At 53.6% G+C, this 17,505-nt stretch carries 19 protein-coding genes; 9 read left to right on the top strand and 10 right to left on the bottom strand.

What is annotated here, in order from left to right:
• Positions 1 to 22: 22 nt before the first annotated feature.
• The 4 genes from ELY25_RS09440 to ELY25_RS09420 all read left to right on the top strand — a co-directional run bounded on the left by ELY25_RS09440 (position 23) and on the right by ELY25_RS09420 (position 3,052).
• Positions 23 to 892, top strand: a complete 870-nt coding sequence (locus ELY25_RS09440) for an endonuclease (protein ID WP_221885498.1) — start codon at positions 23 to 25, stop codon at positions 890 to 892.
• Between the two features lie 209 nt (positions 893 to 1,101).
• Positions 1,102 to 1,335: a DUF1654 domain-containing protein gene (locus tag ELY25_RS09430; protein WP_126951029.1), complete on the top strand. Its 234-nt coding sequence runs from the start codon at positions 1,102 to 1,104 to the stop codon at positions 1,333 to 1,335.
• Positions 1,332 to 1,781: a LexA family protein gene (locus ELY25_RS09425; protein ID WP_185859289.1), complete on the top strand. Its 450-nt coding sequence runs from the start codon at positions 1,332 to 1,334 to the stop codon at positions 1,779 to 1,781. Before ELY25_RS09430 ends, ELY25_RS09425 begins: the two co-directional genes overlap by 4 nt.
• Positions 1,727 to 3,052 (top strand): Y-family DNA polymerase, encoded by a 1,326-nt coding sequence (locus ELY25_RS09420; protein ID WP_335808189.1) that lies wholly within the window; start codon positions 1,727 to 1,729, stop codon positions 3,050 to 3,052. Before ELY25_RS09425 ends, ELY25_RS09420 begins: the two co-directional genes overlap by 55 nt.
• Before the next feature lie 416 nt (positions 3,053 to 3,468).
• On the opposite strand, the gene ELY25_RS09415 is transcribed toward ELY25_RS09420, so the two are convergent.
• The 10 genes from ELY25_RS09415 to ELY25_RS09370 all read right to left on the bottom strand — a co-directional run bounded on the left by ELY25_RS09415 (position 3,469) and on the right by ELY25_RS09370 (position 14,520).
• Positions 3,469 to 4,701, bottom strand: a complete 1,233-nt coding sequence (locus ELY25_RS09415) for a phage tail fiber protein (RefSeq protein ID WP_126951027.1) — start codon at positions 4,699 to 4,701, stop codon at positions 3,469 to 3,471.
• Entirely contained in the window at positions 4,701 to 5,057 is a 357-nt protein-coding gene (locus tag ELY25_RS09410; RefSeq protein WP_126951026.1) for a hypothetical protein, read from the bottom strand. Before ELY25_RS09410 ends, ELY25_RS09415 begins: the two co-directional genes overlap by 1 nt.
• Positions 5,044 to 5,421, bottom strand: coding sequence for a hypothetical protein (locus ELY25_RS09405; RefSeq protein WP_126951025.1), 378 nt, complete (start codon positions 5,419 to 5,421; stop codon positions 5,044 to 5,046). Before ELY25_RS09405 ends, ELY25_RS09410 begins: the two co-directional genes overlap by 14 nt.
• A gap of 6 nt (positions 5,422 to 5,427) precedes the next feature.
• Positions 5,428 to 8,814 carry a phage tail tip fiber protein gene (locus ELY25_RS09400; RefSeq protein WP_126951024.1) on the bottom strand — a complete coding sequence of 1,129 codons (3,387 nt, stop codon included), beginning with the start codon at positions 8,812 to 8,814 and terminating at the stop codon, positions 5,428 to 5,430.
• Positions 8,798 to 9,211, bottom strand: a complete 414-nt coding sequence (locus ELY25_RS09395) for a DUF6950 family protein (RefSeq protein WP_126951023.1) — start codon at positions 9,209 to 9,211, stop codon at positions 8,798 to 8,800. The genes ELY25_RS09400 and ELY25_RS09395 overlap by 17 nt, the downstream gene beginning before the upstream one ends.
• Before the next feature lie 6 nt (positions 9,212 to 9,217).
• Complete coding sequence (locus ELY25_RS09390; protein WP_221885497.1) at positions 9,218 to 9,814, bottom strand: hypothetical protein; 597 nt, start codon at positions 9,812 to 9,814, stop codon at positions 9,218 to 9,220.
• The gene (locus tag ELY25_RS09385) at positions 9,814 to 10,395 is read right to left on the bottom strand and encodes a hypothetical protein (RefSeq protein WP_126951022.1); all 582 of its coding nucleotides are present in this window, start codon (positions 10,393 to 10,395) and stop codon (positions 9,814 to 9,816) included. The genes ELY25_RS09390 and ELY25_RS09385 overlap by 1 nt, the downstream gene beginning before the upstream one ends.
• Positions 10,388 to 13,279: a tape measure protein gene (locus ELY25_RS09380; protein ID WP_236995692.1), complete on the bottom strand. Its 2,892-nt coding sequence runs from the start codon at positions 13,277 to 13,279 to the stop codon at positions 10,388 to 10,390. Before ELY25_RS09380 ends, ELY25_RS09385 begins: the two co-directional genes overlap by 8 nt.
• Before the next feature lie 216 nt (positions 13,280 to 13,495).
• Positions 13,496 to 13,825 carry a hypothetical protein gene (locus ELY25_RS09375; RefSeq protein ID WP_126951020.1) on the bottom strand — a complete coding sequence of 110 codons (330 nt, stop codon included), beginning with the start codon at positions 13,823 to 13,825 and terminating at the stop codon, positions 13,496 to 13,498.
• Positions 13,826 to 13,863: 38 nt separating this feature from the next.
• On the bottom strand, positions 13,864 to 14,520 hold the full coding sequence (locus tag ELY25_RS09370) for a S24 family peptidase (protein WP_185859285.1): 657 nt from the start codon (positions 14,518 to 14,520) through the stop codon (positions 13,864 to 13,866).
• 104 nt (positions 14,521 to 14,624) lie between these two features.
• Between ELY25_RS09370 and ELY25_RS09365 the strand changes: the two genes are divergently transcribed.
• From ELY25_RS09365 to ELY25_RS09345, 5 genes are all read left to right on the top strand, one after another.
• Positions 14,625 to 14,837: a hypothetical protein gene (locus ELY25_RS09365; protein ID WP_126951018.1), complete on the top strand. Its 213-nt coding sequence runs from the start codon at positions 14,625 to 14,627 to the stop codon at positions 14,835 to 14,837.
• Positions 14,838 to 14,861: 24 nt separating this feature from the next.
• On the top strand, positions 14,862 to 15,623 hold the full coding sequence (locus tag ELY25_RS09360) for a phage antirepressor KilAC domain-containing protein (RefSeq protein WP_126951017.1): 762 nt from the start codon (positions 14,862 to 14,864) through the stop codon (positions 15,621 to 15,623).
• A 79-nt stretch (positions 15,624 to 15,702) separates the two neighbouring features.
• Positions 15,703 to 16,209, top strand: coding sequence for a hypothetical protein (locus tag ELY25_RS09355; protein WP_126951016.1), 507 nt, complete (start codon positions 15,703 to 15,705; stop codon positions 16,207 to 16,209).
• Between the two features lie 98 nt (positions 16,210 to 16,307).
• Complete coding sequence (locus ELY25_RS09350) at positions 16,308 to 16,877, top strand: hypothetical protein (RefSeq protein WP_126951015.1); 570 nt, start codon at positions 16,308 to 16,310, stop codon at positions 16,875 to 16,877.
• Entirely contained in the window at positions 16,874 to 17,350 is a 477-nt protein-coding gene (locus tag ELY25_RS09345) for a hypothetical protein (RefSeq protein WP_126951014.1), read from the top strand. Before ELY25_RS09350 ends, ELY25_RS09345 begins: the two co-directional genes overlap by 4 nt.
• The last annotated feature ends 155 nt before the right edge of the window (positions 17,351 to 17,505 follow it).

The raw sequence follows: 17,505 nt of genomic DNA, 5'->3' as shown, positions 1-17,505 counted from the left end.
AAGTTTTTAGTTGATGATAAAGATGTTTTTCAATGCTGCGGCGTGCTTGCTGCTCTCGGTAAGCTTCGCTGTGGATGCTTCTCCTCCTCCCTCTTTTGCTGCCGCCAAACGAATAGCTGAACAGCAGATCTACTACGATAAAAATGAATCGTTTTACTGTGGCTGTACGTTTGATTTTGAGAGTGGGCCAGACCTTGAGAGCTGCGGCTACGAGATACGCAAGCAGCCGGCGAGGGCGAACAGAATAGAATGGGAGCACGTAATGCCGGCCTATGACTTCGGCCGGCAGCTTCAATGCTGGCAGGAGGGCGGTCGGGATAACTGCCGTCGAAACGATCCAGTCTTTCGGATGGCTGAGGCCGACTTGCACAATCTGGTGCCGGCCATCGGCGAAGTGAATGGCGATAGGTCCAATATGCGGTTCGCTATGGTGAATGATCCCGTGCACGAATACGGAGCTTGCCAAGTAGCCGTATCGTTTCAAGAACGCAGCTTTCAGCCTCCGCCACACCGGGTAGGCGACATTGCCCGTATCTACTGGTACATGCGGGATACATATGGCATCCAGATCAGCAGGCAGCAACAGCAACTCTTTGAAGCTTGGAATCGCATGGATCCAGTGGATGAATGGGAGCTTGAACGTAACCGCCGCATCGCCGCTATTCAAGGCAATGGCAACCCGTATGTCAGCGATGAAGAGCTGCCGCCAGGGCCCGAGCAGCTTACTGAAAGCATCTTTTCAGAGCCGATGACTGAGTTCAGCTGTGACGAGCGCAAGAACTGCGGTCAGATGAGTTCATGTGAAGAAGCAATGTTCCATCTTCTTCAGTGCGGGAATGGTCGCTTGGATGGCAATAATAATGGCGTGCCTTGCCAGTCGATCTGTCGCTGACCAGGCGGGGTTTAATCAACTTCGATAATGTTCAGCCGCCTCTCTGCGCAAGTCTTTTACGATAAATCAGACCCTTACCGCTTTACCATGCTCACACAAAGCACATTGTTTACATGCAGTGTGCGACCACGCCCTAGATTTATCTAGCTACATCTGACTATACTCCGCCCATAATACTGTATATCTAACCAGCTTATAGGGAGGCGCTTATGTCAGAAAAATCGTATCAACAGCTAATCCAACGGGTGCAACGTAAAATCGGTAGCCCGCGAGCGCAGTCTGAAAATTGCGCTGAGATCCAACGCCAGCCAGAAGACAGCGCGGACGCCTGGGCACGCATGCTGAGCGAGCTTGGCACTGTCGAAAACGTTACGCTCATCACGATTGATGATACTGCCGAGCATGTACGTGTCAGATGGAACCCGCTGGAGTCGATGTCATGAGCATGCACCTCACTTTGTTAGGCCGTGTTGATACGACAGCGCCAGCACTTCGTATCCCGCTCGTAGGTGGCTTTGTGCGCACGGGGTTCCCTTCTCCGGCTGACGATTATCTGGAAGGAGAGCTGGATTTAGTCAGCCATCTCATTCAGCAGCCGAGTGCCACCTATTTTTTACGGGCTAAAGGCACATCTATGGAAGGTGTAGGTATCTATGACGGCGACCTTCTGATCGTCAATCGCTCCGTGGAGCCGAAGCCTGGGCACATCGTAATCATGAGCGTCGACGGCGAACTGACCTGCAAGAAATACGGTAAAATGGGTAACCGGCCTTACCTATTCGCTTCTAACCCCAATTTTAAGCCCATCCCGCTCACTGGACGTGACTGTGAGGTATGGGGCGTCGTTACCCACAACATTCACTCATTGGCGCCTGGGTTCGCCGTATGATTGCTCTGGTCGACTGCAATAATTTTTATGTCTCATGCGAACGCGTCTTTCAACCGCGGCTTGAAGGACGCCCTGTCGGGGTAATGTCTAACAATGATGGTTGTGTCGTCGCACGTTCCCAGGAGATCAAAGACTTAGGTGTGGCAATGGGTATGCCTGCACATCAGATCGACCCGCATATTCGCCGCCAGTGCATTTTGCTATCGAGCAATTACGCGCTCTACGGCGATATGAGCCGCCGCGTTACTGACGTGCTCAGTCAGCACACACCCCACGTCGACGTATATTCGATCGACGAATCGTTTCTAAGCTTTGAAGGGTTCGAGACTGAAACGCTGACTGATCGCTGCCAGGCAATGCGCCGCCAGGTTAAGCGCGATACGGGAATACCGGTTAGCGTTGGCCTTAGCACTTCCAAAACACTCGCCAAGATCGCTAACCACAGAGCCAAAAAAGAACCACAGTTTGATGGTGTCGCTATTATGCATCCAGATAGCGACGACACCCGACGCTTCCTTGAACGGCTGCCCGTCAGCGAGATATGGGGCGTAGCTGGGCGTAGTGCTGTGAGGCTACGCACACTCGGCATAGAGAATGCTTGGCAGCTGCGTGAGGCATCGCCAAAGCACTTGCGCAAGCATTTCAGCGTCGTCATGGAGCGGATTGTTTACGAGCTGCGCGGCGTTGACTGTATCCCACTTGATGATATGACTCAGCCCAAGAAGCAGATCATGGTCAGTCGATCATTTGGGCGGCTCACACAGAACAAAACCGATCTGCAGGAAGCGGTACGCGTACACGCTGCCCGAGCAGGCGAGAAGCTGCGCAAACAGCAGGGGCTTGCTCAGGCCATCATGGTGTTTGTTCGTACAAACCGGTTTAGGCAAGATCTTCCGAGCTATAGCAAAAGCGTCGTCGTCCCTCTGCCCTATGCTACTTGTGACAGCCGCGACTTAGTACGTGCCGCTTCCGCTGGCCTAGAGCAAATATTCAAAACCGGAATCATGTATCAGAAGTGTGGCGTTATGCTGATGGATCTATGTGACCACGATAATGAACAGCTTGGGTTACTGGGAGAGCCGCTAAGCGATGAGAAGCGCGAGCGCAATGAAAAGCTAATGGCCACACTTGATAAGCTCAACAGAGAGCACGGGAGAGGCACAGTCAGGTTGGGAATGCACCGTAAGCAGAACGCTTGGGAACTGAGATGCCAGCACCGCACCCCGAGGTACACTACCTGCTGGGATGAGCTGCCAGTGGCTTTAAGCTAAAAAGGCCATCCGGAGATGGCCAAGCACTTCTAGGGAGTGGTTGCGCCTACGGGGGAGGTAAACGCTCTTGTACCCTAGTCATAAAATGATCTTTCTACATAACCAAAAGCTTAATAATTAAAAACAATTAATACATCTAGTAAAAAAGAGTAAAAAACAGGCTTACTTTTTTTAAACAAAAAAACGCCCCATCTATGGGGCGTTTTATATATTTGTGCCTTCCTTGGTTTGTGCCGCTCATCCTGAGCGCGACTTCCGTTTCTCCAGCAGCTTTCCTGCCACCGACACTCACACTTTAACTGCTATGAGCAAATGACGCGAATTTCGACTATTCGATATAGCACTATGCTTAAACGCACGTGAAATTCAGGCACAAAAAAACCGCTTACGCGGAGTTGGTGGTGCTGGGTGGGCGCTTAGATCTGTGCAGCTTCTAGAAACAGGCTATCAACATCCTCTTGCGACAGCCCTAGCGCGGCGTAAAGGGTATTCACCCACTCTGATGATCGCTCAATGCTGTTCGCGTATTCCCATTCGATTTCGACAATCTCGCGTTCTTGATCATCCTCGATGCCTGCAATTGCGGCGGCGACACCCGACAGTAGCCCATGGCGCGACAGCACCAGACGTGCCTGGCGTGGCGTTATCGTCGCGCTATTACGCCAGCGTTCTAGCTGCTCCAGGCGCCGCTGCTCTTGTTGCTCCGGTGTTAGCTCGGGCGCGGGCTCATCTTCGGGGTATTCGTCGCTGGGCGGCTCCGGCATGCTTAAACGCAGGTCAATCCAACGTCCGTCTGGTATATCCATCGGCTCGTCAGTGCCGGGCTTGAACGTCCGCACTGTAATCGTGCCATCATCAGATTGCTCAGTCTCAACGAAAACCATCCGATTTCCATTGATGCACTGCGGGACTTCAATCGTCCAGCCACTCGTAGCAAAGCCAAGCGACCCGCTAATGGTGTAAACGCCTACGTCATCGCGCGTAGCTGTGACGCCCTGGGCCTCACCATTTACCGCACCCGCGCCTGCCTCTTCAAAGTTCAGGTCTTCGTTAACTGCATCGGCTGAATGGTTGCTTAGCCGCAAAATCGGTGATGCGGATTTAATAAAACCGTTTGAGTCCACAGTCGTGTTAACTGTGTCCCACGACATACGCCACGGTTGCCACGCAGTTGTAGATCCATTCCAATCCCTGAAGCGCCACGACCCCCTCGCTCGCCCACCGCCCGACGTAACTATTCCCGCTTCCCAGCCCTGGCTATTCGCCCAACTGGCCGTTACAAACGCCCCTGCGAACGATGCATAGCTGGGTATGAAGCTTACAACTCCTGTGGCTATGTCATTCACGCCCGTCGCATCCTGTATGCTGAGCGCATACCCCCCAATACCATGCGCGCCCTCCATCATAATCCTTGGGCCGCTTCCTACAGTCGCCCGCCCTGCAACATTTTGAACCTGCAGGCGTTGCTGTAGCGTTGCAAGATTTCCGATGGGGGCATCTGATAATGCATTAATAAGCGCGAGGTTGCCGAGTGTGCCGCTTTGGCCCACGTCAATACCGCCCTTCAATACGTTAATGATGTCTTGGGCTTTGCGGTTAATTTCCGTTAACCACTCTTCCGTCTGAGCGTAGCTTGTTGGTGCAGCCATTATTCTGTCCTCAATATTTTGTGGATAGCGTGCATCTGCGCGGCTGTAGTAGCTTTGCGAATATCCGCTTTAGCTTTTACGCGTTTGATTTCAATATCCTGCCAAACCTGCTGTGTTGCAGCCTCAGCGGCTTTTACCTGATCGCATAGAGCGGCTTTGTCGATACACAGCGCTTCTGCTTCTGCATTAAGCAGCGGGCCACCACCAGCGGCCGCCTCCTGCGCCTTGCGCTGATAAATTGCCTCCTGCGCAGGGTCGATGCGGCGCTTTTCTGACGCCCAGGAATCACAAAGGCCCAAATAATGGGCCTCTGCGTCTGAGCGTTTTTTATAAGTTCTTGCGTCAAGAGTCGCCAACGGTCACCTCCAGATCTTTGTCTACGTACCGGTAGTTACCCCTTAACGACACCCGCTGTATTCCGGGGAGATCGTATTTAATAGTGACATCTTCATTATCAGTGACTTCTGCTGAAACCCCCTCGCTTTCGACAATAGTTCCAGCAGGAACACCCCTCAAAACTACATCAAACTCTTTGGTTTCGGCCTCTACTTTGTATTGGGCTTTCTTAGCAAGTAGTCCACTTTCCACATAATGAGTCTCATCGCTCACGTCTAGCGCACAGTGTATTAACTTCGCCTCTTGGTATTTCAGCTGATCCTTACTGCATTTAATAACAGCAAGGACAGGTCCGGGGTCTTTGTCGTAAGTAGCGTAAATCATCCTTCCTTACCTCCTTAGTGACTCAGCAATCAATGTACGATTACGTATAGTCAGCTGATGGTTGACGTTAAACCCCCGAGCGATGATTGTGTATGTAACGGGCTGATTACTGCTTTGCCAATCTGTAAAAATCACTGTGGACGGGAACGCCGCCTCGTGCTGCCCGCCGTTATAACCGAAGTTGAAATCTCGCACCTGCGTTCCGTCGCGTCGGATGCTCACCGAGACTGACCCGAAACCCGCGTTGGGTGCCCAAGGTGGTCTATAAATAAAACCAAAGGTTAATTTTATGCGCCCACCTTCTGGATTGAATGTCACCCGTGCCAACTCAATGTCCGCCTGGAACGGCACGGTTACCCATGCGTCCGCGTGGCTACTAACACCAATTGTGACCGCTTCACCCCGAATTTTGAGGGTATCTATGGAGGCGTTAGCAAGTTTTGCGTTATCAACGGCTAAATTAGCGATCTGGGCGTTAGTTACCCACACATCCTCTATCTGAGCCCACTTCACACGTAGTTGATCGACCGCAATATATGCCGCTTGCAGCCGATCATCCTGAAACACTAGGCTGCCGGTACTACTGCGCAACTTCGTAATGGTCAAGGCATCGATAAAGGCTTCGGGCATGATCACGCGACCATCGGTCACGACAAACGCTGTCACAAGTTGACCGTTGATTGGGTTAAATATGGCGAACTTATCGGCCACACCAATGATCTGGGCTTCGCCACCAGCAACCTGAATACCCAGTACACCCAAAACACCGTTCACATTTACAGTAGTAACGGCTTGAGCCACAGCTCCTGTAACGGGGTCGTAAACGGCGGCGAGTTCCTGACGCACGCTAGCCGTTTCGCCTTCAAATTCAATTCCGACATCAGTTATTTGCTGCGCTAACGCTCTTTCTTCATCAACGCGTACGACGTGCTCTACGTCAACAACAGCACTGCCAAGGGTGTTTTTGGCTTGTATAACGGAGTTTTCAAGAGCTTGGGCTAACTCGTTTAGGGTTATAGTTTTGCGTGTGTCCTCAATACTCGCTGTGTTTTCACCGACTGTGGAAGTCAGCTTTGTAATGGACTGCGATAGGGCTAGCTGCTCGTTCGCAAATACGGTCAACTCTTCTTCTATCGAGGCTACACGCCCATTGAAGGTCACACCCATTGTCGTGATGCGTTGAGCTAACGCAAACTCCTCAGCAACCCTTACGCTGTGCTCAACGTCCATTACGGCATTGGCGAGTGCAATCTGCGCCTGGATGGTAGAAAGCCTAACTTCCTGCTCCAAGCTGTTTAACTCACCGCTTTTAACTGCATCTAATGCAGCTTTCAGGGCGTCTCCTGCTTCCTTTTCGGCCTTCTCGATTGATTCAGAATATCCATCGACTGTCTCTATAAGACCATCAAGACCCTCCTCAATCTGATAAATGATGCCGCCGGGCTTGCGTAGATCGGCCTCGATTAGCTCGAATTCCTCTTGGAAATTATTGGTGGTCTCCACGTCCACACGCAGGAACGGCGAAGCACCATAGGCGTTAACCGACTGCACGTAATAGTAGTAGCGCGTAGCAGGGGCTAAACCGGTATGGGCAAACGTCAGACCGTCGCCCAGGTATTGAGACTGTGGCTGTGTCGCGCCCTCGCTGGGAGTCCAGTAAAAGCGGTAGTAGCCGCCGCCCAATGAAGCTCCGGGTGGCAGCTGAGGGATCAACGTCACTTCACGGTTGCCGCGGGTGAAGATCACTCGCTCGGGCGTAGCCGGCACGTTGATCGTGAAGTTGATCCCGCTCGGGCCGGATAGCCCTAAGCGCCCACGCGCCCGCACTTCCGCCGTATATTGCCCAGCTTCAAGCCCTCCAATATCGCACCGCTCTACGCCTGCGGGCACTTGCGCACTCTGCACAGCTAAGCCATCGTGCTTGATGACAACGTTGTAGTGCAGTGCAGCGTCAACTGGGTTCCAGTAAAGGCGCCCTTGGATGACCTCACCCACGCTTTCTAGTACGTAACGCAGGCCAGTAGGCGAGCCGATGCCACCGGCAGGCAGGCTGATAAAGCCGAACGGGTCGAACGGCTGACCTACGGCATCGTCGTAAATCTCCGCTTGCTCTTGCTGCAGCGTTACAACGCAACCCTCAGTACCGGAAAACTCCCAGTTAACGACACGGAATTCGCCATCAACGTTAATAGTTGGCAGGTTGACGCGAATAACGCGCCCTGGACGGCAGGCATAGCCTCGGAAGTTCAGAGGGATGCGTAGAGTGCCACCAGCACGCTTGCGGCGTAGTGCAATGTTAGCCAGGCGCTGTGCTTGATAGGCAGACGTGACGAAACGCAGATCAAGACTGTCTTCAATCGGGCCACCGTCTTCCGCTACCCATTCATCAACCACCACAGGCGGGTAGTCGGTTTCCGCCCAGCGCTGCGATGGATCAACGAATTTGCCGCGCATGGTATTCACTGCATCAGCGCGTGATACCTCGGTCTGTCCAGATACCGGGCCAATAACCATGCTTTCATCAATAGTGAAGTCATAGGGACCGTAATAGGCGCCGACAAGTAGGCCAAACTTGCCGCCGATGCGGAGCAGGGTGCCTGCACATGCCGCTTCAAGGTCTGCTAACACGCGGTCTTTACGCTCATCTGCCTTAAAGCCGCCAGCCATGGTATAGCGGCGCTCTCCGCTGCCGTCAGGGTTAATAATCCATTCATCGCAGATGTTTGCCGCTTCGCGGAATGAATCCCATAGGATCTCATCATCGGGCACGCCTAGGCGGTTGCGCACGTACCATAGGATGACTAACGCGACGTTATCGCTGTAACCGTAGCCACCGGTGCGTGGGTCGTATATATCATTGCGGCCGTGCAGCTCAACAAGTGGCGTCGGCAGGCCGGTTTCGAAATACTCCGGGTCATATCTGAGCGTGAGGCGGACAGCGGACAGGCCACGGCCAATCATGGTGTCACGCCAGCCGGGCGAGCGTGCAAGCAAGTACGGATCGGCCTGGCTCATATTCTTGAGCAGGGCATAGCTAGCTCGGTCGCCCGCGTCAGCTATAGGGTTTTGGTCCAGAAAGACATTATCAATGCGCTCAATGGAGCCTTCTGTGAGCGCGAAAACCTGATAAAGCTCTTCACCTTCGGTCTGGTCGCCGTCCTGCTCCTGGGCCCACGACTGGAGGCCACCTACGCCGATATGGCCGAATACATAGCGCGCCGGCTCTTTCGAGCTTTTGACGATCTGCTTTAGCTCAGTAGCAGAATTGCCAGAGCTGTAATTCGGTACGTCCGGCACGCCGAAAAGTTTGCCTATGACTTTCTGTACGGGTTTCAAGACGGCATCAAATACGCCGGTAACCGCTTTTGTGACGGATTTAATCGCCTTGGACATTATCAACTCTCCAGCAAATAGAAGGCTCAGCCGTCACTCGGTGCACGCCGCTCTCTGTTGCCGCCCATACGGCGCCTGCCCACACAACGCCTATGCAGCGGCCATGCTCGCTATCAAACAACACCACGTCGCCGCGCTGACGCATTGCGACCGGCACGCGCTCAAAGTACGCATCCCATAACGCCTCAAGGCTGCCGTGTGTATTTTTCAGCACGCGCTTGGCGCCGGTTTCTGTTGAGTACCGGCCCCGGTATTGCTCAATCGGGTCGATGTCACACATCGCGATGCAGCACGCCGCGGCGAACGTGCAGCAGTCAAATTCGCCCCATGAAAAAGGCCGCTCAGAGGCGGCCTGTATTTCGCGGTGTAGTCGTGTTGTCCAATCGCGGTGTCGCATAGTCGATTAATCCGAAAATTTAAACGGCGGGGCGTTTTTGGCGCCGCCCCAGAAGATAGGCCACTCAGCAAGCTGGGCGACGATGGCAAAGAAGCGGTCGCCGCCATGGCGTGCCCGGTGGTTCTCATCGGTCCAGCGCTCAGTGCCGCCGCGCTGCCAGTCGACCATCCTGTCAGTCAGTTCTACGCTAACGGCGTTCTCGCCCTGGTTGCCTGCGTAACTCATGTTCGCCGCATCCATTGTGCCGCTGAAAAGAATGTCTGCCGCATAGTCGCCATTGTCGTCATAGGCCACCAGCATTAACCGGCCTGGACGACCCCGGCACCGGTCCTGCAGTGTGTCGCGCATTACCTGCGTATCCAGGCCTGATAATGTCATCATGACCGACATAGGTGACGAGCTATTAAGCTGCTCTGCCACGCTTTCTATATCGCCCAGGATGCCCACGCCTTCGTAGGTGTGCCCGTCGATCACTAGCGGCCCGGTGCCAGTGTGGAACCGAGCCATGCCATCTTTAAAGTCCAGCTCAGCGGCATAGGTCATGCGCACCGTTGGGCGCGACATTAGATCAATGACGGAATCGGAGAAGGGGAAGGTAATCATCAGAAAGCCTCCCGGCATGACAGTGATGCGCTAGCAATGATGCCCTGGTAATCCGTATTTGCGCCGTCCTCGGTTAATCGCATGACGGCATAAGGGTTGCGGTAATTGACGGCAGCGCCATTAGCAGGAGGTACGCGCAGCCAAGGGGCGACAAGAATGGTTGCACGGCCTTGATCGTTACTAACTACGTCTTGCAACACCTCTAAGAGCTGGTCGCTCACAGTGATGTAGTCACCGCGGCGCAATACTGTAGTGCCAGCATTCCAGCCGCGCGTTACCAGCTGGCCACCCGCTTGGCCGCCTAGGTCGACCACTCCATTTCCCGCCGCAGGCCCCGGGCGCCGATTCCACGGATAGAGCCGGAACGTGCCCATCATGCCGTGTAGTGAGTGGATGAACGACGACATAAGCCGCGCTTGCTGCTGGTCAAGCAGGGGTAGATCAATGCTACATTCCCAATACCCGCCTGGGTGACCTACGACCTGCTGCGAATTGTTGAAAGGCGATGTGAACGCGAAGTTATTGGAGACGATATTCCAGCTCATCGAGTTGGGTATCACCTCGTTAGGCCATTCAGACATTTAATGTTCTCCGTAATGGTCCGTTGCGCTCAAAGTCGCGCTGCGTTTGACGTATCGCTTCCTCAGCACCAAGGCGTGCCTGGCGTCGCGTCTCAGCAGGGTTGTTCGCGCCGCGTGCGTCGACGTGAATCTGATAGGAGTTCGTGGTTTTATTGCCGCCGCGCTCCTGGCGATTCAGATAAGCATCCAGTCGGTCCGCTTGCGGGTTGCTCAGAACGCGCTCGCCCTTGTCCAGAAGCCATGTGCCCTCGCGCGGGATAGATCCGATGCCGTCGTGCGCCATACCTGCCAGCGCTGCCGAAGATACGGCTGTCGCCAGGGGCTGCGTGGCACCGATAGCGGCAGCCATCGCCGCCGGAGCCATTGCAGGGCCAACGATTGGAATAGCAGCCGTAGAGGAAAAGGCGTTGATACCCGCCTGGAAAACACCAGCCTGGGCATTTGCTGTCAACGCAGTTGCCGCCCCGATCTGTGCCGTCTTTCCAACAGCAAGCTGAACGGCTTGGTATGCCAACCACTGACCAGCCATTTGCCCAAGCGCGTTAACAGTAGAGCGTGCGATACCTTCTGCCATGCCTCTCAGCGCATCGCTAGTGTTCTCGCTATCAAACACCATCGACTCGAACGCATTACCAAAGCCACGCTGGAAATTCTCAGCAGTGTTCGCCGCAAGCTGATCAAAGTCGGTGAGGGCGGTTTCAGCGGATTGCAGCCACTTACCCCAGTAGTCCTGATCCTGGCTGCCAATGCTTGCCAGCGGATCAGTAGGCGAGCCCACGCCGCCCCGTGCGCCAATCTCAGCCCCAAAGCCCTGGTTGTAGACCGTGCTTGCTGTCTGGGTGCTGAGCTGAGCGCGCTCAAGCCGTTGCATAGCCTCGGTATAGCGATCAGCTGTGATCGTGCCCTCGTTCCATGCGCGGGTGAGTAGGGCTTGCTCCTCGGCGTAGGAGCGCTGGGCAGCTTCTACGGGATAGAGGCGGTCGGTGAGGGCTTGCAGACTGTTGGCGAATTGCTCGGCTTCACGCTGGGCGTCGCGCTGGGCTTTGGTGAGCTTTTCGGTTTCTTCTGTCAGGACTGTAGTGGGAGTAACCGTCTCGCGGGTTGTTTTCTCAAGCTGGGCCAGCTTCTCGTCAATTTCAGTAACTGACCCGCCCGCCGCATCAATCGCGTTACGGGTATTCATCAGCTCAACTTGAAGATCATGTAACGCCTGCTGGGCTTCGCTTCTCTGGCCCATACCAAAGGCCTGCTGTCCGCCCACGGCATCCCATTGGCGCTGTTCGTCCGCCACAATTTGCCGCTGACGCGTAACGTCCATAGCTATCGTTGCTTGGCGGAATTGCTGGAATTGACGCTCAGCCTCAAGCATCGCTTTGGCGTTTTTCAGCGCCGCCTCGGAGTTGGCATCCAAGGCGCTAGTCATATCGTCTATACGGTCAGTGGCCGACTGTACGGGCTTCGGTATCAAGCCAAGCTCTTCGCGGAAGTAGAAGAGGGCGCCACCGGCAATAACAGCCGCGCCTAGGGGGCCGCCTATAAGGGCAAGAGCGCTTGCGGCTAGGCGCCCGGATGCTGCGAGTAGGCCATTAGCGCGCGTTGCGGCTGTTGCGCTCGCTGTGTAGGTACCCATGGCGGTTGTAGCCGTCGCGTCAGCTCGTGTTTTCTCAATAGTTGCGGCAGTTGATATGCGCTTGCTTGATGCCTCCGCAATCTCCGCTTCTGCCAGCCGGGCGGTAGATGCCGTTAACTGGTTAGTGGTGGCGATTTCGGCGGTGCGCAGCTCAGCCAGCCGAGCTTGAGACCGAAGTCTTCCCGTCTGGCTTATCTGGGCCTGCATGCGCTGAACCTCCAGCGCTCGTTCAGCAGAGAGCTGAGTCTGCCACCGCTGAAGCCGCGCCACATCCTGCGCTGCTTCCTGTCGCTCAACCGATGCCCGTTGCGCTGCTATACGGGCTTGGTTTGCTGAGGCTGTAGATTCAGCGGCTTGGCGGCGAGCGATTGTGACGATGCGCCCAGCCTCCATTGCTTGGTTTTCAGCCAGAGCGGCAGTGTGGGCGCGAGTGGCATTAAAGCTGCTGATCTGGGCGGCAGTGCCGGCGGCGAGGGCTGATACAAGCCTACCTCCGTAGACAGCTGCCACGCCCATCGCGGCATCACGAACGAAGTCAAGATTGTTTATTAGCGGCTCGATTGACTCTCTCATTGCATCGGATATGCTAACCAGCCCTTCAGCTATAAACAGAGAAGCCCCGACAGCTTGATCTACGCGCCCAACCATTTCCTGTGCCGCGTTACCTATTTGGCTAAAGCCCTCGCTAATTACCGCGTCCATCCCGTCAGCTTCATCCTCAAGCGTTTCGAGCTGGCCTATAAGGCCCTCTACAACATTCCCTGTTGTTAAAAGTCCGTCTTTAGAAAGCTTTTGCAGCTCAAGAGTAGTGCTTCCAAAAGCAGCAGCCAGCGCCTCGGTTAAGCGCCCGCCGTTCATAATCACAGTATTTAATTGATCGCCGCGAAGCTCGCCTAGCGCAAAAGCCCTTGAAAGGGCATTAAATACGGACTCGGCTTCTTGCCCCCTGAGGCCACTGATAACCATTGAGTTGTTTAAGGCATCGGATAGCTGAATTTGTCGCTCAAGCGAGTATCCAAGTTCAGTAAGAACGGTCGAGTTCCTGAGAAACGTTTCGGCTGTCTGTTCTAGACTGGAATACGTTCTTCTTGCAGTTTCTGATATACCCCTCATTACGTTATCAGTCAGAGACAGGTCTTTGGTGACGTTGTTTACCCTAGCATTGAGGTCGCTCCATCCGTCGGCATAATTAGCTACTTGGCGAACAGAAAATGCACCCGCGAGCAAGCCCACAACTCCATTCAGACGCCGCATAGCCGCGGCAGTCATATCTCCCTTGCGCTCAACGCTATCTAACCCACTCTCTAGGTTTCTCAGGTTCTTTTCGCCCGTGCGGCTATCAATAATAAGCTCAAGGCGAGAAGATATCTGATATGTCATAGCCTTTCTCCAGGCGAAAAAAAACCCCGGCGAATGCCAGGGCCAATAAAAAACCCTCCGGCGAGGGAGGGTCTAGAACAAACTAATTATTCAACAGAATTGCCGCCAAACAGGCTCAAAATCATCTACCATCTCTTCAATCACGACCATTTCTCTTATAACTATGAATCTTTGGTGCCCAGAATACCCGCCAAATGCGTTTTTTGAATTAACCTCTCCGCATACGTATCTTCCTCCGCTGCCAGCCTGGATCACTTGCAGGGCTCTGAACTCAGCTGAGCGGCCATCTCTTAGGCTTTCGCGCACCAACCTTTGTGCTCTAACCTCAGCCATCGAATCTTTTGTAGCATCACTTCTCGCCTGCGCCCCAACCGGATACGCCAGCACCAACGCCAGCACCACGGCTACCAGTAATTTCATACCTCCCCCTTTTTTTGTCTCATTTACTAGCAGTAAACCTACTCGTTGCGGTGGCGATAGATAAGCTGGAGAACTACAACGCCCAGTACTCTGAATTCCTCATCTTTAACAGGTATTGCCGGGAATTGCGGATTAACCGGAACAAGAAACTGATTTCCGCCCGGTTCTACCGAATACCTTTTAAAAGTAACCCCACCCGCGATCTCTACCACTACATCACTACCGCTTTGAGCCGGAGCATTTGGATCAACGATGATCACAGATCCTTCCGGATAATCTGGGGCCATGCCGTTTCCAGGCACTACCAAGGCAAAAGATTCGTCAGTAGCCACATCAGGCACAGGAATATAATCTTGCGGGATAGAAAATTTAACCCGCCGTATGCTTTGAATATCCCATTTCAGAATAGGGACATGAAGGGATGGCCCAAAGGAGTCCTTCATGTACTCCTGGGTAAGCATATCAATATCTGCTTGCTCGTCTCCAAATTCAAGCCACTCGGCTGTCGTTCCTAGCGCTACAGCCAGCCTTTCAAGGGTATCTGCACGAGGTTCGGACTTCTCTCTTTCATAGGCCGATATTTGCCGCTGACTAACACCAGATACAGATGAAAGCTGACCCTGGTTGATCCCAATCTCTTTACGCTTATATTTCAATCGGTTGCCGATTGAAGGAGTCGTTTTGTAGTCGTCCATAGTCATAATTTCCTATTTAATACTCTTTTTTACTTGCATAGAGTAGTTTATGACTCTAGCATTAGTCGTGTAAGGCCAATTATACGACTGAGATAAGGATTTTTATGACTACCTCAACCTTGCATCCAACATCGATTCGTTTGCAGCCCCATGAGGCTGATCGCATCCGCGAGGCGGGCAACCTAAATTGCCGCTCTCTTACCGCCGAACTCCGCTACCGCGCCCTTGCATGGGATGAAATGAAAGAACGCGCCGAAAAAGCAGAGCAAGCCATGTATCAAATGCTACTGGGCGGCCAGGCCCAGCAGCGCGGTTAAACCCCAATCCAAAGGAATACAACCATGAAAGATTCTAGCACAAGCCTTATCCCGATCGAATCTTCTATCATCGGCGGCGAAACTGTCGACGCGGTTGACGCTCGTGAGCTTCACAAGTTCCTCAAGGTTAAGCGTGACTTTTCCTCTTGGATAAAGGCAAGAATCGCTGATTATGAATTCTTGCAGGATGTCGACTATATCGTGCTCCCCAAAATGGGGGAGGCTCAACCACGCGGGTTTGCGGCAAATCGAAAAGAATACGCGATCACTTTAGACATGGCTAAAGAGCTGTCTATGGTCGAGCGCAACGAAAAAGGGAAAGAGGCTCGTCAGTATTTTATTGAATGCGAGCGACGTGCTAAGAAATCTACCCCAGACCCGATGCAGGCGCTTGCTGACCCCGCAAAATTGCGTGAGTTGCTGCTCAGTTCTACTGAAAAAGTTATAGAGCTGGAAAGCGCTGTCGCAGAGCAAGCCCCAAAGGTTGCTGCGCTAGACCGACTTTCCACCTCAGATGGCTCTCTCTGCTTAACCGATAGCGCAAAGTATCTTCAAGAGCGCCCCAAAGACTTAATGCAGTGGCTACAAGCTAACACTTGGATATATCGACGTGCCGGAGCGGGTAAGTGGCTGGGTTATCAGCATCGCATCCAGCAAGGCTTGCTTGAGCATAAAGTTACGACTGTTTCACGTAGCGATGGTAGCGAAAAGATATGCGAGCAAGTGCGGGTTACGCCAAAAGGGCTATCTCGCCTCGCTGAGATATTCAAGCATGTGCCCGCCTAAACCCTAGACACGAAAAAGCCCTCTCGGCGCTACCAACACCTTGAGGGCTCCAGATACATTCCGTCACAAGGAAAGATCAATGACTCATTCTAACACCAATTATGCCGTTAGCAACAGCTTAGCCAACTCCCTAATCAAGCAAGCCGAATACCTTGATGCTATTGCGCAATTACTCCGCGCTGGCCTAGACCAGGGCGATATAAAAATCTGCGCATCAGCCCAGCTTTGTCAGCGCGACTTGTCGCTGTACGCCAACGCTGTTCGATTAGTGGCCGCGAACGTGGATCATCCTTCGCGAAAGCTGAACGAAGTGCTTTTAAGTCAAGTATTACGGAAGGCGCTTTACACCCAGTTCAAAAGAACGCCCAGCGAGCTAGATGTTGGCGAACTCTTTGAGGATTACGCATCGTGCGGAATTGATCTTTTGGCAACCTCAATGCAATGCCTAAGCGGCATAGATGACGGTAGCCGATGCATGATGCAGTCCCACATCTGGATGGATGAATGCCTCGCCTCGTTTAACGAGAATTTTGACGAGGTTATTGGCTACTGGAATTCGCTGGAAAGCCAGAAGGTGGCTGCATGAAATTCTCCGCCCTGGTTACGCATATTGCGCAGTTTGTTTACGCGGGTCGTCGGCCCGCTATTACGCCCAATCATCTGGTTTGCTAAGCGAGGTTTAAAATGAACACTATTTCAATCCGCATAATCGGCGCACGCCCCTTGCTTATGCACTCCGACGTCTTTGCCGATCCGTTAAACCCGCTCACTAAAGCGCATAAGGCTTTAACAGGTAAGCGCAAAAAGACCGATGACGATCACGAAGCTATTGCCAAAAGCGAATGGCGCGGTGGCTTGTACTTTGATGAAGAGCTTGGGCCATATTTGCCCGGCGTTAATATCGAAGCCGCCATGGTGGCAGGCGGCAAGCTTAGCAAGCTTGGCACTCAGCTTAAGCGCAGCGTTGAGGTTATGGATGAACGCTGCCGCCTGGAGTACGAAGGTCCGCGTACCGTTAAGGGCCTATGGGATGCCCGCTTTTACGATGCGCGTAGCGTTAAGGTTCAGTCAGCGCGCCTGATGCGATACCGGCCATTATTCCGCAAGTGGTCAATTACCTGCACGATTGCCTATGATCCCGAGTCCATCGACCGCTCGCAGGTTGTTAAATGCCTGGAGGATGGCGGGCAATTCTGCGGTGTCGGTGATTATCGACCAAAATTTGGCCGCTTTAGCGTCGAGGTGCTGTCATGAGCACATCGTTACCCCCTCAGTCATGGAGTCTCAAGGAAGCCGTACAGCGCTTTCATGCCTCCGGCTTCACTGATGGCGACCTTGTTACTCACGAGTGGTTAGCATGGTCACTGGCCTTGCCAGAGCCAACAACGGCCACCGAGTTTCGAGAACAACAGTTCGTTGCGTTGGATAGAGTCGAGCAATTTAAAACAGCTCTTCTCACACAGCATCAAATAGCTTTGCAGTCCGTTCGTGGCAAAGGCTACCGTGTTGTACCGCCTGCTGAGCAAGCCCGATACGCTGCCGAAGAAGCTTCCCGGCACATCGAGAAAGGTTTGCGGCGGGGCGACCAGTTGCTTAGTAACACACGACTTGATGCGCTCACTGATGACGAGCGACGCCGCCATATCGATACTGAATCCCGTATGGCGTCCCTTGCCAGCATGGCGTCACGCGGGCGACGTGATATTTTTAAGCTGTTTCAACCTTAACCTTCTCGGCTCTGCATGGCATGCCTGGGCATGGCATGGCTAGCCTCGGCGAGGCATGGGCTGCATTGCAGCGTGTAGCGCCTTCCATGAGGGTGCTATGCGGTGCGAAAGCGCCACACGGTTCGGCCTGCTTAGGTCCGGCTTGGTACGGTTGG

This window comes from Vreelandella populi (assembly GCF_003989825.1).
GTDB classification, from domain to species: Bacteria; Pseudomonadota; Gammaproteobacteria; order Pseudomonadales; family Halomonadaceae; genus Vreelandella; species Vreelandella populi.
Note: the sequence above shows the minus strand (reverse complement) of the source record. Positions and strands in the feature narration are given on the sequence as shown.